Origin of the sequence: Corallococcus silvisoli (assembly GCF_009909145.1) — a bacterium.
GTDB classification, from domain to species: domain Bacteria; phylum Myxococcota; class Myxococcia; order Myxococcales; family Myxococcaceae; genus Corallococcus; species Corallococcus silvisoli.
Map to the genome: position 1 here is coordinate 164,163 of NZ_JAAAPJ010000014.1, position 23,142 is coordinate 187,304.

Consider the following 23,142-nt stretch of genomic DNA (forward strand, 5'->3'; position numbering starts at 1 on the left):
GCGGTGAACGTCCTCGGGGCCAGCGGGGGAGACGATCAGGGAGAGTGGGCCCCTCCACCCATCGTCGAATCGACGCGTGTCACGGTTGCGTCACACAGGCCTTTTTCTTGGGGGACCGAGCGTTTTTTGGTCCGGCTCTACACGGCTGTCACTTTATGCCGGGCTTCGAAGGGGCCGGAGGGCGGTGGCCGTCGGGGCGGGCGTGCTGGACGGTGTGGACGATGCGGGCTTCGGCCTGGAGGGTTTCGATGACGGGGGTGGGCAGCCGCGCGCGCTCGGCGGCGACGGCGAGGGTGATCAGAAAGGCCTCGCTGACCGGCCCCTGCGAGGAGGTGTCGCGGTTGGCGGGGGTGAACGCATGGGCCTCCACCACGGCGCCCGACGCGGTGCGAACGCGCACGGGGCGCTCCTCGGTGGCCAGGGCGAGGGCGGTCTCCAGGCGGGCCAGGGCGGGCCAGGCCTCGGAGGCGACGGCGCGCAGGCGGCCATACAGCCGGTGTCCGGGCGCATCCACCAGCCGTGCGACCCGGCCGCCCCAGTTGGGCACGTGGACGTCGTAGACGACGTCCACGTCCAGGGCCTCGGCGAGCTCGCCTTCCGGGAAGTCAGGCACCGGGGGCAGGCCGTGCAGGTGCCGGCTCGCCGCGGCCGGGGCCAGGTCGAGGGAGAACGCGAACCACGGACGCGAAGCCACGGGGCCAGATGCCATGGACGCGAGTGTCCCCGGCGCGCGGCGATGGGACAAGGGCCAGGGGGACGGATCCGCGCGGAGGATCCGGCCTTTCTCCGGAACCCCCGACCGCCGCTCACGTCACCACGGCGGCGAGGATGCGCTCGAAGAGCCAGGGGGCCCGCCCCAGCAGCCGCACCACGGGCCTGCGCAGGCGTGGACGGCGCGCGAGCATCAGCAGGGCCTGCGTCGTCCAGGCGTACTTGCGGAACACCTGCTGGAAGGCGCGCTCGTACGGCAGCAGGGTGTCCCGCGCGGCGCCCCTGGCGAGGGCGTCCGGGAGCAGCGCGCCCAGGGACTCCGCGCAGGCGAAGGCCAGGGTGAGCCCTTCCCCCGTCACCGCGTCCACGTAGCCCGCCGCGTCCCCCACCAGGGCGAAGCGGTCCGCGATGCGCGAGCGGGCCATGCGCGCCAGCGGCCCCGCGCCGCGCGCCTGCGAGTCGGCCTCCGCGCCCGCGAGCCGCTCCGCCAGCCGGGGGAAGCGCTCCAGCAGCGTCTCGAAGGCCACGCGCCCCGGGACGGTGCCGTCCTCCCACAGGAACGCGATGCCCACGCGCTCCGCGCCCGCGGGCGTCACGTACGCCTCGACGCCGGAGGCGAAGTGCACCTCCACGAAGGGCGACCACGGCACGCGCCGGAAGTGCCGCCGCAGCCCGAAGCGCCGGGGGCCGGTGGGCTCGACCTCCAGCCCCTCCGCGCGGCGCAGCGGTGAGCCCAGGCCGTCCGCCGCGACCAGGAACCGGGCCTCGACGGCCCCCACGGGCGTCTCCAGCCTCACCCCCGGGCCCATGCGCCGGTGCGAGACGACGTGCGTGTGCTCGCGCAGGTCCACGCCCACCTCCCGCGCTCTCGCGGTGAGCGCCGAGGACAGGGCCAGCCTGCGGACGCCCAGGCCTCCGGGCGCCGGCAGCCGCCCCTCCGCCGTGCCGCCGTCCTCCTGCACATAACGGATGCCCACGAAGGGCGCGCTGTCGCGCCGGTCCAGGTGCGCGAGCGCGCCCAGCCGCTCCAGCGCCGCGAGCCCCGAAGGCATCAGGCCCTCGCCGCACGCCTTGTCCACGGGCGCGGCGGAGCGCTCCAGCACCACCGTGTCCAGCCCCCGCTGGGCCGCCGCGATGGCCACCGCGAGCCCCGCCGGGCCCCCACCGACCACGACCACGTCGTGGCGCTTCACGGGGCGCGCGCTCCTCGCGCCACCGCGCGGCCGAAGCCGTCCGCCCGCGCCGCGACGGAGGCCGCTCCACGCCCGTGCGTCACGAGTCGTGCTCCGCGCGCACCATCGCCAGCGCGCTCTTCGCCATCTCCACCGCGAGCCCCACCGCGCCCACCTTCCTCGGCGCCGTCAGCGCTCCAGCCAGGTAGCGCCGCAGGGCTTCGCTCCGGCGCAGCTTGCCGCTGGACGTGCGGGGGAGCGTCCCGGGCTCCAGCAGGCGCACCGTGTGCGGCTGCACGCCCGTCGCCTCCACCACCGCCGCGCGGATGTCCGCCTCCACCGACGCGGTGTCGCCCCGCTCCGCCCACTCCGCCAGGATGAGCAGCGCTTCGTCCTCGCTGCCCTCGGGCGTGAAGCCCAGCGCCACCGCGCAGCCCGTGCGCACGCCCTCCACCTGGAGCAGCGGCTCCTCGAAGGCCTGGGGCGAGTGGTTCGCGCCCCGGATGATGACCAGGTCCTTCGCGCGGCCCGTCAGGTACAGCTCGCCGTCCGCGCTGAAGCCCAGGTCGCCCGTGTCCAGCCAGCCCTCGCCCCCCATCACGCGCGCCGTCGCCTCCGCGTCCCCGAAGTAGCCGCGCATCAACGACGGCCCCTTCGCGAACACGCGCCCCACCCGGCGCTCCGGCAGCGCCGCGCCGTCCTCGCCGCGCACCTGCACCTCGAAGCCCGCGACCGGCGCGCCCACGCTCACCAGCGTCCGCGCCCCGTCGCGCGCCTGGCCCTCGCGCGCCAGCGCCTCCGGATCCACGCCCAGCTCCCGGGGCCCCCGGCCTTCCGGTGGGAACGTCACCGCCAGCGACGCCTCGGACAGCCCATACACGGGGCGCAGCGCTCGCGCGGAGAAGCCCCAGCGCCCGAACCGCTCCGCGAAGCGGCGCAGCGTGTCCGCGGATACCGGCTCCGCGCCGTTGAGCGCGTGCATCCACGCCGACAGGTCCACGCCCTGGAGGTCCGCGTCCTTCACCCGCTTCAGACACAGCCCGTAGGCGAAGTTCGGCGCGGGCGACACGAAGCCCCGGTGCCGCGACAGCGCGCGCAGCCACAGCGCGGGCTTCGCGAGGAAGACCTCCGGCGGAATCAGCACCAGGCTGCCCGGGTAGTACAGCGCCGCGAGCACGCAGCCGATGAGCCCCATGTCGTGGTACAGCGGCAGCCAGCTCACGCCCACCGGCATCACGCCCGGGGACAGCGGCATCGCCACCTCCAGCGCCGCCACCTGCGCCACCAGCGCCCCGTGCGTCAGCGCCACCGGCTTTGGATCCACCGTGGACCCGGACGAGAACTGGATGAGCCCCAGCGCGTCGGGCGTCACCTCCACCTCCAGGTCCTCGTCGCCGTGCATCACCGCGTCCACGGTGTGACAGCCCAGCGGGGGCCGGGCCTGCTCCACGCTCGGGCCCAGCAGCAGCCGCACGCGCGTGTCCGTCAGCACCACGACCGCGCCGGTGAGCTGGAGCATGCGCGCCGTCGACCGGTGGTACTCCTCCAGCCGGCCCAGCCGCACCGGCGGATAGAGCGGCACCGGCACCGCGCCCGCCAGCAGCGCGCCGAAGTAGGCGTCCATGAACGCGGGGGACGTGGGCAGCAGCAGGGCCACCCGGTCCCCCGGCTTCACGCCCAGCCGCGCGAGCCCCGCGGCCGCGCGCTTCGCCCTCCGGTACACCTGCGACCACGGCAGGGACGTCTCGTGCTCGGAGGCGTCCACGAACACGAGCCCCAGCGACGTGCGCGACGTCGCCTTCAACATCGCGTTCACCGTGGCGTGCTTCAGCGCCGGCAGGGGCGGCCCCTTCACGGGTGCGCTCCCGCGTCCTGCTTCGACTCCGCGACCCGGGCGGCCACGCGCCGCGCCAGGTCCTCCACCGTGCGCACGCCCTGCGCGTCCTCCTCCGACAGCATCACCCGGAAGCGGTTCTCCAGCCCCACCGCCAGCACCGTCAGCCCCAGGCTGTCCAGGTGCAGGTCGCGCAGCAGGTCATGCGCGGGCTCCACCGCGCCCTCGAACTCCAGCTCCTCGCGGGCGATGCGGCGGATCTCCGCCAGCACCTCCGTCACGGCATCAACCACGGCGAACCTCCGGAATGAAGCGCGGACGGTCGGCGAACGCCTCGGAATACACCGCGCCGAGCGCCGCCTCCTCCGCGCGAATGCGCACGAACAGCAGGGCCGCGTTGCCCGCCGTGAAGACCGCCGCCGTCACCCACGCCCCGTGGATGAGCGGCACGCACCACAGCTCCAGCACCACCGCCACGTAATTGGGGTGCCGCAGGAACCGGTACGGCCCGCCCGTCACCGGCGCCAGCCCCGGCACCACGATGATGCGCGAGTTCCACCGGTCCCCCAGCGTCCCGATGGCCCAGTACCGCAGGCCCTGCGCCACCACAGCCCCCGCCAGCGCCGCCCAGCTCCACGCGCCCCAGAAGGGCCGGTGGAAGCCGAACACCTCCACCGCGCACGCCACGAGGAACAGCGTGTGGAACGCCACCATGAACCGGTAGTGCCCCTGCCCCGTCTCCACGCCCCCGCGCGCGAAGGCCCGCGCCGCGTTGCGCTTGGACAGCACCAGCTCCAGGAGCCGCTCCGCGACGAGCAGCCCCATGAAGCCCGCGAACAACCCCTGGGTGCCGGTCACCAGCGCACCAACACCATCTCCGCGCAGAAGCCCGGTCCCATCGCCATCACCACGCCCCAGTCACCCGGCTTCGCGCCCGCCTCCTCCAGCGTCTCGCCCAGCACGAAGAGCACGGACGCGCTGGACAGGTTGCCCACCTGCCGCAGCGACCTCCACGAGCGCTCCAGCGCGCCTGCCTCCAGCTCCAGCGCGGCCTCGAAGCCCTCCAGCACCTTGGGCCCGCCCGTGTGCGCCACCCAGTGCCTCACGTCCCGGCGGGTCAGCCCGTGCCCGGCGAGGAAGCCGTCCACGTTGCCCCGGATGTGCTCGTTCACCAGCTGCGGCACCTTCGCGGACAGCACCACCTTGAAGCCCGTGTCCACGACGTCCCAGCCCATCACCCGTTCAGTGTCCGGGTAGAACACCGACCGCGACGCCACCACGCGCGGGCCCGGGGCGGCGGTGGAGGCCGGGGCCTCCGCGCCCCGCAGCACCACGCACGCCGCGCCGTCGCCGAAGAGGCCGGAGGCGATGATGTTGGGGATGGACAGGTCCTCGCGCTGGAGCGTCAGCGAGCACAGCTCCGTGGCGATGAGCAGCGCCGTCTGCTGGGGGAACGCGCGCAGGTAGTCCGCCGCCCGCGCCAGCCCCGCCGCGCCCGCCACGCAGCCCAGGCCGAAGATGGGCGTGCGCTTCACGTCCTCGCGCAGGCCCATGCGGTTGACCAGCCGCGCGTCCACGCTGGGCGTGGCGATGCCCGTCACCGTGACGAAGAAGACGTGGTCCACGTCCTTCGGCGTGAGGCCCGCGCGCGACAGCGCCTGGCGCGCGACGTGCTCCGACAGCTCCGTGGCCACGCGGATCCACGCGTCGTTGCGCTGCTGGAACGTCGCGAGCGCCGGGTACTCCTCCAGGGGCAGCGCCAGGTGCCGTCCGCCCACCTGCACGTTGCGGTGCAGCTCTTCCAGGCGCCCCAGGTTGAAGTGCTTCGTCGCCCACAGGTCGCGCAGGGCCGCGATGAGCTGATCCTGGCTGGCGTAATGCGAAGGGAGCGCGCGACCCACCGCGCTCACGGAAGGGGATGGCGCGAGGTCGTGAACGGTCGTGCTGGGCATGAAGTCCTGGAGAGTCCCACCCTGGAGGTCGAGTCCACTGGCTTAATCGGCTGGCGGGCCGGATGCGATGGTCTATCGACAGGCCTGCACGCACCTGAACCCCGCCCCCCACGCATTGTTGCGCACGCGACGCCCTCGCGCACTCCTGGCGCGGCGCTCCTTGCGGTCTCCTGTCGCGAAGGCCCCATCAAGGCAGCGCCGGGCAACGCGCCACCCTCCACGTCAGGCGGGCGGCGGCGCTTCGTGGCCCGCGTCTGTCCTTCCCGCGACGCCAGACAGCGCTCCCGACCAGCGTCGGTTCCAGGGAGGGCTCGCTAGCATCGGGCCGCTCGGGAGCAGGGGGATGCGATGCGGATTGTCTGTGTGGGCGGGGGTCCAGCGGGGTTGTACTTCGCGATCCTGGCGAAGCGGTCCAACGCGCGACACGACGTCACCGTCGTCGAACGCAACCCCGCCGGGGTGACGCAAGGCTGGGGCGTCGTGTTCTGGGATGACCTGCTGGACGACCTCTACCGGAACGACCCGGTGAGCGCGCGGTGGATCGAGAAGAACGCGACGCGCTGGGACACGCAGGAGGTGCACCTGCGGAGCGAATCCGCGCCCCACCTGGGCGGCCCTGGGTTCGCGCTGGGCCGCGAGCGGCTGTTGGACATCCTGGCCCGGCGGGCGCGGGGGCTCGGGGTGGACATCCGCTACCAGTACGACGTCGCGGACGCCTCCGCGTTCACGGACGCGGAGCTGATTGTCGCCTGCGATGGCGCCAACAGCCGGCTCCGCCAGCGGCACGCCAACCATTTCCAGACACAGGTCGAGGAGGGACGGAACAAGTTCATCTGGCTGGGAACGAACCAGGTGTTCGACGCCTTCACGTTCGCCTTCGAGGAGACGCCCGCCGGATGGATCTGGTTCCACGGCTATCGCTTCGACCGCGACACCAGCACCTGCGTCATCGAGTGCCAGCAGGAGACATGGGAGGCCCTCGGCTTCGACACCCTGGGACCCGGGGAGACGCTCCGGCGGCTGGAGGCGATCTTCCAGGGCCAGCTGAAGGGCCATGCGCTCTTCCATCAGCCGCGCGGCCTGGGCAAGGCGCCGTGGCTCCACTTCCAGCGCATCACCAACGAGCGCTGGTACCACGACAACGTCGTGCTCATGGGCGACGCCGCCCACACCACCCACTTCTCCATTGGCTCGGGGACGAAGCTGGCCATCCAGGATGCCATCTCGCTCGCCCAGAAGCTGCGGGCCCACGACCACCTGCCCACCGCGCTCGACGCGTACGAAGAGGAGCGGCGTGCCGCCCTGATGGCGATCCAGCTCGCGGCGCACAGCAGCGCCCAGTGGTTCGAGAACGTCCCCAGCTACATCGACCCGGACGCGACGCGGTTCGCCTACGCGCTGTTGAATCGCCGGGGCAGCTCCGTGTGGAGCTACCTGCTGCTGATGGCCAGCCAGCGGCCCGCCCTGCGCGGCGCGCTGCGCACGCTCCACTCCTCCCGGCAGTGGATCCGCGCGCAGCGGCGGGACCGCGAGGCCGCCAGGATGATGTAGCGGCGTCAGGGACCGGTCCACCCGGCCCGCCGCGCGGCGCATGCGGCGAACCGGGTGGGCGCGGAGGCGCTGCTACGGGACGATGTAGAGGTCGCCGTTCGTCTGCGTGATGGCGCCGCCCAGGACGTCGTAGACGTCGAAGAGGTCCGCGCTCTTGAAGCTCGCCCCCGCCGGTACCGCGGCCAGGGCCGGGGACGTGGTGAGCTGGCTCAGCGAGGCGCTGACGAAGGTGTTGCCGGAGACCATGACCAGGTTGTCCGCGGGCAGGTTGCCGCTGTTCACGCTGGTGTCAGGCCGCAGCCACATGCCGGAGAGCAGCTGGTTGAACGCCGCCGAGTTGTGGAGCGGCGTGCTGGTGATGGACACGCCAAGGGTGGTGTCCCCAGCGGCGACCGCGCTGCTGACCGTCCCCGCGATGGAGATGAACGGGGTGTAACCGCCCGCGGCGTAGTGCGTCTGGTTGTTGTTGTGGATGAGCAGCTGGCCGTAGCGGACCCCGCCGTGCTTGAGGAACACCGTGCCCGCGCCACCGTCGGTGTACGTGGCGCTGACGCCGGTGCCGCCGCGCGCCTGGACCTGCGCGGTGCCCGTCGGCAGGGGATAGGTCAGGGCCCCGACGAAGCTGGAGGCCCCGCCCGTGCTGACCAGCGCGACCCGTCCCCCTCCGCCCGCGCGCGTGGAGCCAAGGGTCGCCTGCGTATAGGCGGGCGCCCCGTTGGCGGTGATGGAGCCGTTCCAGCCCGTGGTGTCGAAGCCACCGCAGCGCAAGGAGACGGAGCCTCCCGCGGCGCCGTACTGACCGCCGGTGGTCACCGCGCTGGCCTTGACGAGCGAGCTTCCGCCCAGCGTGCAGGTCCCCGCGGCGGTGACTCGGAAGACACCGCCTCCAGGGCTCCGGTACCCGAGGTACGACGGCGAGCCACCGACGGTCGTGCCGCCACCACCAGGGTAGCGAGGGTCGCGATAGTCGTCGTAGACCATGCCGCGAACCGCCCCGGCCGTGTACCCCCCGCCGACGCCGCCATGGCCCGCGCCATAGCCACCCGCCACGCCGGTCGTGGCCGAGGGCCCCGTCACGCCAAAGCCATAGACAGTCAACGGCGCACCCTGCGGATCACAGGACGTCGGATAGCCCAGCCCCGCGACGTCGACGGAGCCCCCTGTCAGGGTGAAGGCATCCGCGAGCGTGAGGTCCAGCCCGTACACCACCGCGGCGGCCGGAGAGGTCTTGTACAGCGGCAGGTAGTGCTTGAGGACGCCCCCGGACTGCGAATAGCGGGCCGCGGTGATGGAGTTGGTGGTGAGCGTGCCGCCCGCCACGACCACGTCCCGGGACGCGACGATGGCGGGCACGGTGAGCGCGCCTCCCGTGGAGACGGTCACGTTGTCCGCGACGAGCGTGGCGCCCGCCACCGGGGGCATCACCTGACTGCCCTGCACGACGTTCACCGCGCCGCTGGCGTACTCGATGCGGCCGGTCCTCCCGGCCGTCGTGTCGAAGAGCACCAGCCCGTTCACGGTCATCGTGCTGGCCCCGGAGCTCGTCGTGTTGCCCGACAGGACGTAGATGTCGCCGTTGGTCTCGAGCAGCGCGTTGCCCAGCACGTCCAGGTGGTCCAGCACGTCCACGGTCCGGAAGTACGCGCCCGCCGGGACGCTGGAGGGCACGGCGGTCGTCGTCAGGGCTCCCACCGCGTTGGTGGTGACGCCCACCAGGTTCGACGGGTCGAACAGCGCACCGCCCGCCGCGGTGATGTCGGGCCGCAGCCAGCCGCCCGCGAACACGCCGTTGTAGGCCACCGTGGACGACGGGGACGTGTTCTGGGTGAGCGCGGGGTTCGTGTTCAGCGGCGCGCCAGCGTTCTCATAGTAGGTCGCGTTGAGGCCCGTGCTGGACACCGTGACGGGGAGCGACGTGGCGCCCGGGCTGACATTCGCGGTGATGGTGCCGGCGATGGCGGGCAGCCGGGTGGTGCCCTCGTTCTGGTAATGCGGGGGCGCGTTGTTCGCGATGATGAGGTCGCCGTACGTCAGGCCGCTGTGCTTGAGGTAGAGGGTGCCCGCGCCTCCAGCGCCCACCACGTAGCTGGAGTTGGCCGGCGTGCCACCGAAGGCATGGACCCGGGCGGTGAGGTTCACCGGCGGGTAGCTCACCGCGCCGGTCAGGGTCGCGGCATCGCCGGTGCTGACCAGCGCGATGCGGCCACCACCGCCCGCGCCCAGCGGAATGGAGGAGTTCCCCGCGCCGGGCCCTCCGTCCGCGTTGATGCTCCCCGTCCAACCCGTGGAGGTGATGCCCCGGCACCGGAGGTTGATGGAGCCGCCCGCGCCATTGGCTGGAGACGTCGCCACGAGGGTGGAGGCGCCGGCGAGCACGCAGGTCCCCGAGGAGGTGATGCGCACGACGCCTCCCCCGTGGAAGCCGGAGTAGGTGCTGTTGGTGGCGCCCGGGAACTTGGGGTCTCGGTAGTCGCCGTACGTGGTGCCCGCGTTGCCCGAGTGGGCGTTGCTGGCCCCGGTCATGTTGATGCGGTAGTTGCCGGACCCCATGCCACCGTGGCTGGCGCCGTAGAGCTGGCTGGGCCCCGCGAGCAGGGACGACGGCACGCCATTGGCGCTGAAGCTGACCAGCCCATTGCCGCTGCAGGAGCCATTGGGATTGCAGGTCATCCCATAGCCCTTGCTGGTGACGTTGACCGAGCCGCCCAGCAGGTTCCAGGAGCCCGTGAGGATGTCGAGCTTGAACATGGCGGCGTTGGTGGCCTGGAGGTGCGTCACCGTGCCGCCGGTGATGAAGACGTCACCGAAGGTCTGTCCCACGGTGCTGGCATCGAACGTCACCGTGCCGCCCGTGATGTAGAGGTTGCGGCCCCCGGCGTTGGCGCTGGTGAGGGTCACGGTGCCCGTGGTGACGGTGGTGCCGCACGCGCCGGCGCAGCTGGCGCCGCCCAGGAACAGGGCCGAGTCGAACGTGACGTCCGCGGTGTCGGGCAGTGTCGTGGTGCCGCTCGCATCGGTGACGGTGGCGGAGAAGGTCGTCGGCACGGCCAGCGCCGTGGAGCTGCGCGCGGTGACGACGTAGCTGCCGGCGCCGGAGTCCACCGCCGTCAGGCACGTCGCGGAGGGCGCGTTGACGGTGCAGGCGGAGGTGCCCGTTCCGCCCAGGGTCACGGACGCGTCACTGCTGAGCACCTCCACGTGAAGCCCCGTCCCCAGGGGCGCCCCGCTCGCGTCGCGCGGCGTGATGGTGAGGGTCACGAAGGCCAACCCATCCGAGGGCGCGTTCACCGCGGATGCAAGCAGTTGCGGCTCCGGCGATGTCAGACGGGAGTCCGCGTGCACGGGGACGCGGCGCGCCACCGAATCACCATCCTCCTGCGGTGGGGGTGAGCAGCTGATCAACGCGGCGAGCACGAGCCAACCGGCTCGCGGACCTGCGAATGGCAGACGCATGGAACCTTCTCCCTTGGCTCTGGAACAGCGGCCCGCTGGAAACACTTCAGTCCGGGCCGCCGGACGTCCGTATGCTTCAGTGAGGCTGTGCAATGGAAGCAGGCATTGGAAACATTTCCCTGACAATGCGGAGGAGCAAATCGCCGTCAGGGATTGCCGCAAGGGGTCGAGGTAAGGTGTGCCCCATGACCCGTGGATGGACAGGTGGGACGAAGCTCCTCGCGGCCGTGGGCATCGCCGGGGGAGTCGGCTTCCTCCTCGCGCTGGACTTGGGCCCCCGGGAGGTCCGGCTCGTCACCAAGGCGCTGCCCATGGTGGGCCTGCTCGCGTGGCTGTGGCCTCCCCGCGAGCGCTATTCCCGGTGGATCTTCGCCGGGCTGGGGCTGTCACTGCTTGGCGACGTGCTGTTGGAAGTCGGGCCGCACCTGTTCCTCCCCGGCCTGGGCGCGTTCCTGCTCGCGCACGTCAGCTACGCGGCCGCGTACCTCAGCGTGACCCGGCGCCCGGGACTGGCGCGGGCCCTGCCCTTCTTGCTGCTGGGCGTGGGCGCGAGCGTGGCCCTGTGGCCGGGCCTGGGTGACCTGGCGCTGCCCGTGGCCGCCTATGTCACCGTCATCTGCGCGATGGGCTGGCGCGCGGCGGCGATGCTGGGCGGCCCGGGACTCGCCCCGCGTGAGCAATGGCTGGCATTCGTGGGCGCGCTGCTGTTCACCCTCAGCGACGGCCTGCTCTCCATCCGGCTCTTCGTGAAGCCCCTGCCCGGAATGGGCTACGCCGTGATGCTGCTGTACTGGGCCGCGCAGCTCTGCATCGCCGTCTCCACGCGTCCCACCGCCGCGCCGCTCACGGTGCCCGCGGCGTCCAGCCAGCCCGCGGGCTGACCTCAGTCATCGAGCATGTCGCTCAAGACGCCGTTCTTATCCAGCACGTCTGCATCCGGCATGTCCTTGAGCGCGAGGATGAGCGCATCCAGCCGGCCCCTGGCGGCCAGGGTCTTCACGGAGCTCTGGTAGATGCCCTCGTAGTACACCCCCGCGTCCCGCAGTCGCTGGAGGGCGGCCTCACCCGTCCTCGCCCGCTCCTGCTCCCGGGCCAGGCTCTCCTGCTCCTGGATCCTCTTCCTCACGGTCTCCGCTTCGAGCGCGATGCGCCGGTCGTCCTCGGCGATGGACTCCAGACTCTTGAGCCACTGCACGGGGAAGGTGGTGCTCCGGCACCGGAAGCCGCCCTCCTGCTTGAGCATGTAGTCGCTCGCGTCGAAGGAGCTCCTGGCCATGGGGATGGGCGTGATCTCCACCTCGGACAGCGCCTTCTGGAACCACTCGAAGGCCCGCGCCGCCAGCTTGTTCCGGGTCTTCATGTCGTGGACGACGAGCACCTGGCCCGAAGCCAGGGCCATCCCATTCACGAAGCAGAAGTAGTTCGCGCTCTGGGAGGGGTGGAAGCGGTCCACGTGCGCGTTCCTCACCTTGAGCGGGAAGGTCCCCACCACGTCCACGACCTTGAAGGCGTGTTTTTCGAGCAGGGCCTTCGTCCGCGCGTTCACCTCCCCGTACTTCTCCAGGAGCACGTTGATGTCCTTGAGCAGCGCCTCGCGCACGGGCAGCTCGCTCTCGCTGAAGCTCTCCACCAGCCTGCGCTGCTCCGTGAAGCTGTGGAGCGCGAACCGTCCCTGCCCCAGGTAGAGCATCTGCATGTCGATGTGGTAGGCCCACTGCGGCACGAACAGGACGCGCTTCGTCTTCGAGGAGTGGTCCTCCGCTTCAGCCAGCTCCCCCAGCAGCGTCTGGCGGATGCGCGTCTTGGCGTTCTTCCACAGCAGGTACTGCTCGGGATCGTACCCGGCCCTCGCGGCGCGCCGGGTCAGCTGCTCCAGCTCCATGTCCGTCCCCTGGACCGCCAGCTTCCGGCCAAACGTCTCCGCGTGCCAGACGCCGTACAGCCCCAGCTCTCCCACGACGAACCGCAGGAGGCCCTTCGCGTCGCGTGCCGCGATGATGTTCCCGCCCGCGACCGGGATGTCGTGGAAGCCAAAGCCGCCCCGCTCCGACAGGCGCGCGTTCGCTTCCGGGTTGAGCACCTTGATGCCGTCGAACATGTCACTGGCGACCAGCTCGGAGCGCTGGGAACGGGCGTTGGCCCTGAGGACGGCGCGCGCCCCCATCGTCGTCACACCCTGACGCGCTCGATAGAGCGATGGGCCGTCCAGGGTCCGCAGCACGGGGTCCCGGTTCCAGCCCTGCTCGGCGAGCTTGAGCGGGCACACCGGGACCGGGGTGTCCTCCAGCGCCGTGATGGCCATCTTCGTGAGGTCCCCGTCGGGCGCCATCACCAGCACCGTGTGCCCGGGATAGAGCATGTCCTCGACGTGCCAGTCCGGTGGAAGCGACTCGCTCGAGACCTCGCCCCACCCCCCTCTGGGCGCCGTCGATGTGTCCTGGAGCGCTTCCCCGCTCATGGGCGGCGGCGTGGAGACAGGGGCGTGTGCCTCGCAGTAGCCCAGCATCAGCTTCGGGAAGATGGACGAGGGCTCGAAGCGGGTCGCGACGCTGGGACACATGCGGCAGTTCATGACCCCAGCAGACGTGCGTGCCACTCAGGGTGTCAAGGCGATGCGCCTTCATCCCTCGTCCAGGCCCGCGTCGCCCCGCCAGTCTTTCTCAAATAAAAACAGACTGACAAAAACCTTGCTCGAGCGATGAGGTCCGCCCCTCCTGGATGAAGTCCAATCCACTGAAAAGACAGGGAAAACATCCTCCGCCTCCCGACATGGCACCCCATGCAACAATTTCATACACCCGCAGAACAGTCCCAAGGGCATGGAAACAGTCACCCACCCACCAAAAACGAGTAAGACTTGACTAAAAAGACAATCAATCGCAAATCCATATCAACCGGGCATCGCGTGTCCGGTGGCGCTCCCCGGCGCCCATGACTGAAAGGATCCACCGTGAAGAGACTGTTCCTGGGAATGGTGCTGGCTGTGATTCCGCTCGTTGGCTGTGGCGCGGGCGATGAGACGGCCCCGGCGCAGAAGGGCCAGCTGTATTCATCGGAGGCCGGTCTCCAGATGGTCATCGAGCAGCGCGAGGCTCCGACCGAGGCGCCGCCCTCGGAGGACGTGGCGAACATGTCCGTCGAGCCCAGCGCCGACGTGACGGCCTCCGCCGCGTCCTGCTGGGTCGTGCTCAACTACTGCAAACACCCACAGACGGGGCGGCCCTACTGTACGGCCACCAACTGCACCATCAGCCAGGCCATCAAGAACTGCGAGGCGCTCATCAAGAAGATTTGTTAGCGCCGCGGCCGACGGTGGGGCTCCACCCGGGGCCTTGACGCATCCGGCCATGCCCTGACGTTCGTGGGGCAGGGCCGGCGATGCCTCGCGAGGGCGCGCGCGGTTGACTTCACCATCACTCCGGTGCTGAACCGGAACACCCGGACAATCGCGGGTCCGGAAGGCTTGCCCCTCGCCTGCCGCGGCTGGAGCCCCATCCATGATGCCCTCTTCCCGTCGTCACCGCCGGAGCCCCTGGCTCACGCGGTGGCAGCCCCTCGTCGCCATGGGCCTCGCCTCGGCGCTGGTCTCCTGCGCCGCCTCGGATGCACCTGACACCGCCCCGGCACCGGAGGCCCCCGCCGTGACGGACACCGTGCGGCAGCCGGTGACGCTCACCTGGACGCTGGGCGCGAAGTACGACGCCACGCAGGCCAACATCGACTTCCGCGTGTATTCCTCGCGCGCCACGCGCATCGAGGTGTGGATCTACAAGACGGCTCAGGGCGCGCAGGAGGTCGTGAGCTATGTGATGTCGAAGGGCTCGGACAATGTCTGGAGCAAGTCCGTCTCCGTCAACACGCTGAAGACCAGCTACGGCCTCACCGGCACCGTCTATTACGGCTACCGCGCCTGGGGCCCCAACTGGACGTGGAGCTCCAGCTGGAGCAAGACGAACAACACGGTGGGCTTCGGCTCCGACGTGGACACGGCGGGCAACCGCTTCAATCCGAACAAGCTGCTGTGGGACCCATACGCGCTGGAGCTCAGCCACGATCCGGTGAACCCCTCCAACCAGGACGCGACGGTGTTCGCGTCCGGCCCCACGCACCGCTACAAGGACAGCGGCCCGTACGCACCCAAGGGCATCGTGCTGCTCCCGGACACCACGGCCACCGGCACCAAGCCCACGCGCGCCTTCAAGGACGACATCATCTATGAAGTGCACCTGCGCGGCCTGACGAAGCAGGACACGGGCTCCGGGCTCGATTCCACCTGCCTGGGGACCTACAAGACCGCGGGCCAGAAGGCCGCGCAGCTGGCGGCGCTGGGCATCACGGCGGTGGAGTTCCTGCCGTTGCACGAGACGGACAACGGCAACAACGACACGGTGGTCAGCACCGCGGGCGACAACTACTGGGGCTACATGAACCTCAGCTACTTCGCGCCGGATCGCCGCTACGCGTGCGACCAGACCGCGGGGGGCCCCACGCGTGAGTTCAAGGCCATGGTGAAGGCGTTCCACGACGCCGGCATCAAGGTGCTGGTGGACGTGGTCTACAACCACACGGGCGAGGGCGGCGGCTGGGTGAGCGGCGATCCCAGCACGTACAACGTCATGTCGTACCGGGGCCTGGACAACCCCACGTACTACAGCCTCACGAAGGACATGAAGTTCAACTGGGACAACACCGGCGTGGGCGGCAACTTCAACACCTTCAACCCCACGGCCCAGAACGTCATCCTCCATTCGCTGTCGTACTGGAAGGACACGCTGGGCGTGGACGGCTTCCGCTTCGACCTGGCGTCGGTGCTGGGCAACGTCTACGAGCACGAGACGAACGAGCACTCCGGCTACCTGTACGAGCGCGACAACCTGAACACGGCGCTCAACCGCATCACCGCGCAGCTGGAGCCGCGCCCGGAGGGCGGCGGGGCGGGCACGGACTACATCGCGGAGCCCTGGGCCATTGGCGGCAACTCGTACCAGGTGGGCAACTTCCCGGCGAAGTGGCGGGAATGGAACGGCGCGTTCCGCGACACCTTCCGCAAGGACCAGAACGAGCTGGGCGTGACGGCGGTGAAGCCGGGGGACCTGGCCACGCGCTTCGCGGGCTCGTCGGACCTGTATGGGGATGACGGCCGCAAGCCGGCCGCGTCCGTGAACTTCATGGTGGCCCACGACGGCTTCACCCTGAAGGACCTGTACTCGTGCAACGGCAAGAACAACGGCCAGGCCTGGCCCTACGGCCCGTCCGACGGTGGCGATGACAGCAACCACAGCTGGGACCAGGGCGGCAGTGCGTTGCTCCAGCGACAGGCCGCGCGCAACGGCCTGGCGTTCCTGATGTTGAGCGCGGGCGTGCCCATGATGACGGGCGGCGATGAGTTCCTGCGTTCGCAGAACTGCAACAACAACGCCTACAACCTGGACTCGAGCGGGAACTGGCTGAACTACGCGTGGAGCACGGAGCAGTCCAACTTCCGCCTGTTCGCCAAGAACCTCATCGCGTTCCGCAAGGCGCACCCCGCGCTGCGGCCGGCGGAGTTCTACCTCCCGACGGACACCAACGGGAACGTGATGGAGCAGCTGCGCTGGTTCAAGCCGGACGGCGCGGTGGCCAACACGGCCTACTTCGATGACACGAACAACCACGCGCTGGCGTACCGCATCGACGCGACGGAGTTCTCGGGTGAGACGGTGAGCGCCATCTACGTGGCCTACAACGGCTGGTCCGCCAACGTGAACTTCACGCTGCCGTGGCCGGGCACGGGCAAGCAGTGGTACCGCGTGACGGACACCTGCTCATGGATTGAAGCCCGGGGCGCGGACCAGGTGACCCTCAACCCGGGCAGCACGGACCTGATTGGCGGAGAGAACGCCAACTACGGCCTGTGCGGCCGGGGCGTGCTGGTGCTGGTGGCGAAGTAGCGGTGAGCCGTGTGGGACCCGGTGCTCCCTCCCAGCGGGCCCGGGTCCTCGCGGTGGCGCGCATCCTGGATGTCCTGGAGTCGGAGCGCCCCGGTATAACGGCGGCCTCCCTCCTCCAGAAAGGAACGTGCGCCGTGTCCCAGGAAGAAGGTCCCTCCACCGCCCTGCTGAAGCGACTTCAGCAAGAGGACTCCTTCGAGAACGAGACGTTCGAAGGCCTGGACCTCCAGGGCATCCACCTGGTGGACAAGGAGTTCTACCGGTGCACCTTCGTGAACTGTGAATTGCAGCAAGGCCGCTGGAAGGACACGCTGCTGGAGTCGTGCGTGTTCCAGGGCTGCAACCTGACCCGCGCGAACGTCATCGCCCTCCGGTTGCGGGACGTGCGCTTCGAGGGCTCGAAGCTGATGGGCATCGACTGGACGGGGGTGGCCTCGAACCCCGAGGTGGCCTTCGAGGACTGCGGCATGCCGTACAGCTCGTTCGTGGGCCTGAGCCTCCACAAGACCGCCTTCGTGCGGTGCGTGGTGCGGGAGGCGAACTTCTTCGACATGGACCTGACGGACGCGGACTTCACGGGCGCGGACCTCGCCGGCAGCAACTTCCGCGGCTGCACGCTCACGCGGACGGACTTCTCCGGGGCCACGGGGCTCTTGCTCGACCCCGCGCGCAACAAGCTGAAGGACACGCGCATCCCGTCGGAGACGGCGATGTCCGTGGTCCACGCGCTCGGGATGTTGGTGGAGGGCTACCACGCGAAGCCTGCGGGGCGCGGCGGGGGGAAGAAGGCGGGGACGAAGCGCTGACGAGCGTCTAGGTCAGGCGGCGGCAGGCGGAGGACTTCACCGCGAGGAACACCCGCAGCCCCGGTGCGACGGACAGCTCGCGCACGGCGGCCTGCGTGAGCCGCACCACCCAGCGCACACCCGCGACGTCGACGTGGGTCGCGAGCTCTCCCGAACCCGCGTCCTCCAGCTTCACCACCGCGCCCTCCAGCACGTTGCGCGCGGAGACGCCGGTCAGCGGGCCGGTGGACAGGAGGATGTCCTCGGCGGGCACGGCGTAGGTGGCTCGCGTGCCCCCCGGCAACGCGGGCACGTCCGGAACCCAGAGCGACAGCCCCTCCGCGATGCGCAGCCGCGTGCCTCCAACGTCGGGATGCTCCAGCGTGCCCTCCAGGATGTTCTCCTCGGGCTCGCCGGTGAGCAGCCCTCGCGCGACCGTGCCCAGCACCGTGTCCGCGGGCCCCACGGCCTTCACCGCGCCGCCGTCCAGCAGCAGCGCCTCCCGGGCCAGGGCTCGCGCCTCGCCGAGCTGGTGGGTCACGTACAGCAGGGGGACTCGCGCCTCGTCGCGCACGCGCAAGAGGTAGGGCAGCACGCGCTCCTTCAACGCGACGTCCAGCGCGGCCAGGGGTTCGTCCAGCAGCAGCAGCGCGGGATCCGTGGCCAGCGCTCGCGCCAGCGCGACCCGCTGCTTCTCGCCTCCCGACAGGGTGACGGGGTAGCGGTGCAGCAGCGGCTCCAGCTCCAGCAAATGCACCGCTTCGTCCACGCGCGACGGCCGCCCGGCGCGCACGCCGAAGCGCACGTTCTGTCCGGCGGTGAGGTGCGGGAAGAGCAGCGCGTCCTGGGGCACGTAGCCCATGCGCCGCGCCTCCGGCGGGACGTCCACGCGCGAAGCCGTGTCGAGCAGCACGCGCCCCTCCACCGCCACGCGCCCGCTCGCGCCCCGCCGCAGGCCCGCGAGCACTTCCAACAGCGAGGTCTTGCCGGAACCCGAGCGCCCCAGGACCGCCACCGACGCGGACGCGAAGCGCGCCTCGACCTCCAGCGTGAAGCGCGCCAGGGGCAGGCGCAGGGACAGCTCCATCACGGACGTGCTCCTCCCGCCATTCCCGATGCCACGAGCACCCGCCGGCGCGGCCCAGCGTGAAAACAGACGGGCTCCACGAGCGCCCGCCCTGGGAGCGCGTGACTCACGCGAGCCCCCGGGCTCCGCGCCGCCGCGTCACCACTTCCGTCACGTACATGGCCCCGAACGCGAGCACCACCGACACCCCCGCGAGCCTCAGCGCCGCCGCGTCCTGCCCGGTCTGCGTGCGCTGGAAGATGGCCAGGGACAGCGTCTGTGTCAGCCCCGGGATGTTGCCCGCCACCAGCACCGTGGCGCCGAACTCGCCCAGCGCCCGGGAGAACGCGAGCAGCGCGCCCGTCAGCACGCCGCGCCAGGCCAGCGGCAGGGACACGCGGAAGAAGGCCCGCGTGCGCGTGTCCCCCAGCGTGCGCGCCACCGCCACCAGCCGGGGATCCACCTCCTCGAACCCCGTGCGCGCGGCGCGCACCAGCAGCGGGAAGGACATCACCGCGCTCGCCAGCACCACCGCCTTCGGCGTGAACACCACCTCCACGCCCACCGCGTCCAGGAACCGCCCCAACACCGAGTCCCGCGCCAGCAGCTCCAGCAGCACCAGCCCCACCGCCGTCGGCGGCAGCACGAGCGGCAGGGCCAGCACCGTCTCCATCACGCCCCGCCCCGGCCCCCTCCAGCGCGACAGCGCGTACGCCGCCGCGACGCCCGGCACCAGGATGAGCGCCGTGGACAGGGCCGCCACCGCCACCGTGAACAGGACCAGCCCTGTGAGCCCTTCATCCATCACGGCGACAACTGCCCCCTGCCCGCATCCGGCGCCACGCCCCGCGTGCCAGCGGGCGCGGTCCGCCGCGCGCCCGCATCCGGCGGTCCCGCCGACGGCGCACTCGGCCCCGCATCCGGCGCCACCTGGCCACCGGCCCCCTCCGGCACCGCCTTCGCGGCGCTCGCGTCCAGGAAGCCCAGCTTGTGGAACTCCTTCCGCGCCTCCGCCGTCTGGAGGAAGCGCACGAACGCCAACCCTCCCTCGGGCGCCTTGCCCTGCGTCAGCGCCGCCGCCGGGTACACGATTCGCGGCACATCCGCCTCCGGCACCGTGAACACCACCCGCACCTTCTTCGAGTGCACCGCGTCCGTCGCGTACACCACGCCCGCGTCCGCCCGCCCCGCCTCCACCGCCGCCAGCGCGGCCCGCACGTCCACCGCGGGCACCACCCGCGGCGCCACGTCCGCCCATACGCCCATCTTCGTCAGCCACGCCTTCGCGTACACCCCCGCGGGCACCGCCGCCGGCTCCGCCAGGACCACCCGCCGGAGGCCCTTCAAGTCCGCCGCCCCGCCCACCTTCACCTGGGAGCCCGCCGGGACGATGACCACCAGCCGGTTGGACAGCAGGTCCACCCGAGTGCCCGGCTGCACCAGCCCGGCCCGCTCCACCGTGTCCAGCTTCGCCTCGTCCGCGGAGAGGAAGGCGTCCGCCGGAGCCCCCGCCACCACCTGACGTGCCAGGTCACTCGACGCCCCGAAGGCGAACCGCACCGGGTGCCCCGATGCCTTCTGGAACGCGGGGGCGAGCGCCTGGAGCGCATCCGTCGTGCTCGCCGCCGCGAAGACCAACACCTCGTCCTCCGCCCGCGCCGTCACCGCCACCAGCGCCAGCAGCAGTCCCCACCCTGTCAGTCGCATCTTCCACACCTCCGGAAGCCGGCACCCGGAAAGCCCGAATGCATCCATCGCAGCCTACAAGTTGACCCACACGCCCCCCGCCGCTAATGAATACTCTGTGTCGCGGAATATCCATAAAGAGGATGAAGCGCTCGCGAAGGACGTCGACCGCATGCAGGAGTTGATGTTCTCGCTGGGCCGTCGCCGTTCACTCCGTGACCCCATCGCGAGCACCTGCGAACAGCTCCAGTTCACGCCGCCCCAGGTGCACGCCCTGCTGTGGCTGGGCCTGGACGGTTCGCTCACCATGGGCGAGCTGGCCAAGCGACTGGGCGTCACCGAGAAGACCGTCACCGGCGTGGTGGACCGCCTGGAGCGTGAAGGCCACCTCCAGCGCGAGCGCGGAGAAGCCGACCGGCGCGTCGTCCGCTGCCGCCTGACCGACAAGGGACGGCAGACGTTCACCAAGCTCGACCGCTCCATGCACCGCTCGATGGGCGTGGTGCTGGGCATGCTCGACCCCGAGGACCGCCAGGCCCTCTTCCGCGTCCTGGAGAAGGTCCTCCTCAAGCTGGACACGCCAGAGCCCTCCGGAACCTGAGGCCGCGCGGGCCCTTTCAGCGTCCGCCCGCGCTCCCACCGGGTGCCCGCGCCAGCAGCAGGCGCGGATGCAGCAGCAGCGCGAACGCCTCTCGCACCGTCCAGTAGGCCCGGTCCCACGCTCGCATCCTCCCGGCGATGGGAGCGGGGCTCGTGGCCACCTCCAGCCCCTCCAGCCGGAAGCACTGCCGCGCGCGCAGCAGGTGATACGGGTCGGAGACCACGACCACCCGCCGCGCCCCCCGCGCCCGCAGCAGGCTCGCGCTGAACCGCGCGTTGTCGCGCGTGGAGTGGCTGTCCTCCTCCAGCATGCAAGAGGAGGAGGGCACGCCCGCCTCCTCCAGCAGGCCGCGCATGACGCGCGCTTCGGAGGGTGGATGGACGCCCACGCCCCCGGACACCACCAGCCAGGGCGCCGTGCCCCGGTGATACAGCGCCGCCGCCTGCCCCACGCGCGCCACCAGCGCGCCCGAGGGCATGCCCCCTGGCAGCACCCGCGCTCCCAACACCACCAGCGCGTCCGCTCCGCCCAGGTGCTCGCGCCGGCCGAAGCGGTCCACCCAGAAGGCGAGCCCGAACACGCCGCCCGTCAGCGCGCCCGCCGCCAGGAGCACGGCCCGGCGCACGCGTCCGGGCCTGGGGAGCAAGGCAAGAGGTCGCACCTCGGGAACCCTAGTCGCATCCCGGACCGTGCGCGCCCCGGGATGCACCGCCCGTGAAGCACCGTGCCCGTGAGGACAGGTCCCCTCGGGTCATGACTCACACGACCCGGTGAATTGTCGCGATGCGTATCGCCCAGGAGGTGGTCCCGGAGACACAATGCGCCATGACCCGGCCGGGGTCCGTGATGAACCCGGAGCGGCCAGGCAGGCGGAGGCATACGGATGGATGTCAAAGGCGTCGCATTCCTGGCACGGCAGACCCTGGCGGTGCAGGCCTTCGGCGAGCCGGCGTGGAAGACGTTCCTCGCGGAGCAGGCGAAGCGGGATCCGGTCTTCAGCCAACCCATCATGCCGGTGACGCGCATCCCCGCGGATGCCTTCCTGCGCCTCAACGAAGCCTTCACCCAGCGCTTCTACGGCGGCGACACCAAGGCCTACTGGCAATACGGCGTGAAGTCCGCCGAGTACGCGCTCGGCCAGGGCCAGCTCAAGACGATGTTCGGCAAGGACGACTTCCGCCGCTTCGCCCTGTTCACGCCCGGCATCTGGAAGGGCTACTTCACCGAGGGCGACCTGACGGCGCAGCTCCAGGGCGACTCCGTGGAGCTGCGCATCACCGGCGTGCCCCGGCCGCACATCTACTTCGAGCTCGCCGTGATGGGCTTCGCCGCCGGAGGGCTCGCGTACCTGAGCGGCCGGCAGGAGATCCACCACGAGGTCCTCAAGGGCTTCAGCAAGGGGGACCTGGAGGTCCTCTATCGCTTCACCCTGCCCACCTGAGGCCGCGCGGTCAGGGCGCGGCGGCGGCCGTGGCCTCCGCCGCCTGGGGCGCCTTCGCGGGCTGGAGCCGCAGGTCCGCCACCACCGGGTAGTGGTCGGACGCGCCCACGCGCAGCACGCGGGTGGACACCGGCGTGAAGGCGCCACAGGCCATCACGTAGTCGATGCGCAGCGACCGCAGGAACAGCGGCATCGGGTAGGTGCCCGTGCGGTCCGCGTGGGTGACGCGCGCCACGTCCTGGAGCTGGCGGCGCAGGAGGCGCACCGGGCGCGAGTCCGGATCATCGTTCAGGTCGCCCATCAACAGCCGGGGGCGGGGGTCCTTCGCCATCAGCTGGGAGATGAAGGCGCTCTGGCGCACGCGCGCCGCGCCGTTGAAGGGCCGGCGGATGAGGTGCGTGGCGTAGACGCTCACCTCGCGTCCGTCCACGTCCACCACCGCGTGCGCCACCGTGCGCGGCTCCGCGCCCTTCGGCGTGGGCAGCGGGTACTGCTCCAGGGACTCCAGCGGGTAGCGCGACAGGAGCGCGATGCCATAGGCACCGCCGTACAGCGTCGTGGTGCCGAAGTGCGCGCGGTACTTCAGGCCGGTGAGCGCCGACAGCCGCTCCACCTGGTCCTGCCCGCCCGCCCGGGTGGAGCCCACGTCCACCTCCTGCAGCGCGACGAGGTCCGGCTCCTCCTGGCGGATGACGGCCGCCACCTGCTCCAGGCCTCTCAGACCGGACTGGATGTTGAAGGTCATCACCCGCAGGGCGCCCGCGTCGCGCGCGGGCTCCGAGGCCACGGCGACGGGCGTGGCGCCCGAGGACAGGGTGGGACGCACCGCGGGACCGGAGGCACAGGCCAGCGATCCCGCGACGAACAACGCGGTCAGGAGGGGGCTCGGTCGCATCAAGGGGGGCGATGGTAGGCCGCCCTCCCTCGCGCTGTCGTCCCACCCTCCGAGGCACGGCCGGA

The 23,142-nt window shown here is 71.1% G+C and carries 20 protein-coding genes; 7 read left to right on the forward strand and 13 right to left on the reverse strand.

What is annotated here, in order from left to right; translation table 11 throughout:
• Positions 1-148: 148 nt before the first annotated feature.
• The 6 genes from GTY96_RS26765 to GTY96_RS26790 all read right to left on the reverse strand — a co-directional run bounded on the left by GTY96_RS26765 (position 149) and on the right by GTY96_RS26790 (position 5,669).
• The gene (locus GTY96_RS26765) at positions 149-709 is read right to left on the reverse strand and encodes a gamma-glutamylcyclotransferase family protein (protein WP_143902704.1); all 561 of its coding nucleotides are present in this window, start codon (positions 707-709) and stop codon (positions 149-151) included.
• 97 nt (positions 710-806) lie between these two features.
• A complete protein-coding gene (locus GTY96_RS26770) occupies positions 807-1,904 on the reverse strand; it encodes an NAD(P)/FAD-dependent oxidoreductase (RefSeq protein ID WP_143902706.1) in 1,098 nt (365 codons plus the stop codon).
• A 79-nt stretch (positions 1,905-1,983) separates the two neighbouring features.
• Positions 1,984-3,738 (reverse strand): fatty acyl-AMP ligase, encoded by a 1,755-nt coding sequence (locus GTY96_RS26775; protein WP_161666215.1) that lies wholly within the window; start codon positions 3,736-3,738, stop codon positions 1,984-1,986.
• Positions 3,735-4,010: an acyl carrier protein gene (locus GTY96_RS26780; RefSeq protein ID WP_143902710.1), complete on the reverse strand. Its 276-nt coding sequence runs from the start codon at positions 4,008-4,010 to the stop codon at positions 3,735-3,737. The genes GTY96_RS26775 and GTY96_RS26780 overlap by 4 nt, the downstream gene beginning before the upstream one ends.
• Entirely contained in the window at positions 4,003-4,578 is a 576-nt protein-coding gene (locus tag GTY96_RS26785) for an isoprenylcysteine carboxyl methyltransferase family protein (protein WP_143902712.1), read from the reverse strand. Before GTY96_RS26785 ends, GTY96_RS26780 begins: the two co-directional genes overlap by 8 nt.
• Positions 4,572-5,669 (reverse strand): type III polyketide synthase, encoded by a 1,098-nt coding sequence (locus tag GTY96_RS26790; protein ID WP_143902714.1) that lies wholly within the window; start codon positions 5,667-5,669, stop codon positions 4,572-4,574. The genes GTY96_RS26785 and GTY96_RS26790 overlap by 7 nt, the downstream gene beginning before the upstream one ends.
• 384 nt (positions 5,670-6,053) lie before the next feature.
• Between GTY96_RS26790 and GTY96_RS26795 the strand changes: the two genes are divergently transcribed.
• Positions 6,054-7,220, forward strand: a complete 1,167-nt coding sequence (locus GTY96_RS26795; RefSeq protein ID WP_235685890.1) for an FAD-dependent monooxygenase — start codon at positions 6,054-6,056, stop codon at positions 7,218-7,220.
• A gap of 72 nt (positions 7,221-7,292) precedes the next feature.
• Here the strand turns inward: GTY96_RS26795 and GTY96_RS26800 are convergent, their stop codons facing one another.
• The gene (locus GTY96_RS26800; RefSeq protein ID WP_161666217.1) at positions 7,293-10,673 is read right to left on the reverse strand and encodes a beta strand repeat-containing protein; all 3,381 of its coding nucleotides are present in this window, start codon (positions 10,671-10,673) and stop codon (positions 7,293-7,295) included.
• Between the two features lie 185 nt (positions 10,674-10,858).
• Between GTY96_RS26800 and GTY96_RS26805 the strand changes: the two genes are divergently transcribed.
• Positions 10,859-11,554: a lysoplasmalogenase gene (locus tag GTY96_RS26805; RefSeq protein WP_143902720.1), complete on the forward strand. Its 696-nt coding sequence runs from the start codon at positions 10,859-10,861 to the stop codon at positions 11,552-11,554.
• Positions 11,555-11,556: 2 nt separating this feature from the next.
• Here GTY96_RS26805 and GTY96_RS26810 read toward each other — a convergent pair whose 3' ends face one another.
• Positions 11,557-13,233, reverse strand: a complete 1,677-nt coding sequence (locus GTY96_RS26810) for a hypothetical protein (RefSeq protein WP_161666218.1) — start codon at positions 13,231-13,233, stop codon at positions 11,557-11,559.
• 390 nt (positions 13,234-13,623) lie between these two features.
• Between GTY96_RS26810 and GTY96_RS26815 the strand changes: the two genes are divergently transcribed.
• The 3 genes from GTY96_RS26815 to GTY96_RS26825 all read left to right on the forward strand — a co-directional run bounded on the left by GTY96_RS26815 (position 13,624) and on the right by GTY96_RS26825 (position 17,409).
• Positions 13,624-13,971: a hypothetical protein gene (locus tag GTY96_RS26815; protein ID WP_161666219.1), complete on the forward strand. Its 348-nt coding sequence runs from the start codon at positions 13,624-13,626 to the stop codon at positions 13,969-13,971.
• A 199-nt stretch (positions 13,972-14,170) separates the two neighbouring features.
• Positions 14,171-16,603, forward strand: coding sequence for an isoamylase (locus GTY96_RS26820; protein WP_161666220.1), 2,433 nt, complete (start codon positions 14,171-14,173; stop codon positions 16,601-16,603).
• Between the two features lie 2 nt (positions 16,604-16,605).
• A complete protein-coding gene (locus tag GTY96_RS26825) occupies positions 16,606-17,409 on the forward strand; it encodes a pentapeptide repeat-containing protein (RefSeq protein ID WP_328701018.1) in 804 nt (267 codons plus the stop codon).
• A 7-nt stretch (positions 17,410-17,416) separates the two neighbouring features.
• Here the strand turns inward: GTY96_RS26825 and modC are convergent, their stop codons facing one another.
• The 3 genes from modC to modA all read right to left on the reverse strand — a co-directional run bounded on the left by modC (position 17,417) and on the right by modA (position 20,161).
• Positions 17,417-18,475, reverse strand: a complete 1,059-nt coding sequence (gene modC, locus GTY96_RS26830; RefSeq protein WP_161666269.1) for a molybdenum ABC transporter ATP-binding protein — start codon at positions 18,473-18,475, stop codon at positions 17,417-17,419.
• A gap of 106 nt (positions 18,476-18,581) precedes the next feature.
• Positions 18,582-19,259, reverse strand: coding sequence for a molybdate ABC transporter permease subunit (gene modB, locus GTY96_RS26835; RefSeq protein ID WP_161666221.1), 678 nt, complete (start codon positions 19,257-19,259; stop codon positions 18,582-18,584).
• Complete coding sequence (modA, locus tag GTY96_RS26840) at positions 19,259-20,161, reverse strand: molybdate ABC transporter substrate-binding protein (RefSeq protein ID WP_143902730.1); 903 nt, start codon at positions 20,159-20,161, stop codon at positions 19,259-19,261. The genes modB and modA overlap by 1 nt, the downstream gene beginning before the upstream one ends.
• Positions 20,162-20,312: 151 nt before the next feature.
• Between modA and GTY96_RS26845 the strand changes: the two genes are divergently transcribed.
• Positions 20,313-20,741, forward strand: coding sequence for a MarR family winged helix-turn-helix transcriptional regulator (locus GTY96_RS26845; protein ID WP_201756434.1), 429 nt, complete (start codon positions 20,313-20,315; stop codon positions 20,739-20,741).
• A 16-nt stretch (positions 20,742-20,757) separates the two neighbouring features.
• Here GTY96_RS26845 and GTY96_RS26850 read toward each other — a convergent pair whose 3' ends face one another.
• Positions 20,758-21,402 carry a YdcF family protein gene (locus GTY96_RS26850; RefSeq protein ID WP_161666222.1) on the reverse strand — a complete coding sequence of 215 codons (645 nt, stop codon included), beginning with the start codon at positions 21,400-21,402 and terminating at the stop codon, positions 20,758-20,760.
• A 222-nt stretch (positions 21,403-21,624) separates the two neighbouring features.
• Between GTY96_RS26850 and GTY96_RS26855 the strand changes: the two genes are divergently transcribed.
• On the forward strand, positions 21,625-22,182 hold the full coding sequence (locus tag GTY96_RS26855) for a hypothetical protein (RefSeq protein WP_143902736.1): 558 nt from the start codon (positions 21,625-21,627) through the stop codon (positions 22,180-22,182).
• A 10-nt stretch (positions 22,183-22,192) separates the two neighbouring features.
• On the opposite strand, the gene GTY96_RS26860 is transcribed toward GTY96_RS26855, so the two are convergent.
• Positions 22,193-23,077, reverse strand: a complete 885-nt coding sequence (locus GTY96_RS26860; protein ID WP_161666223.1) for an endonuclease/exonuclease/phosphatase family protein — start codon at positions 23,075-23,077, stop codon at positions 22,193-22,195.
• Positions 23,078-23,142 lie beyond the last annotated feature (65 nt).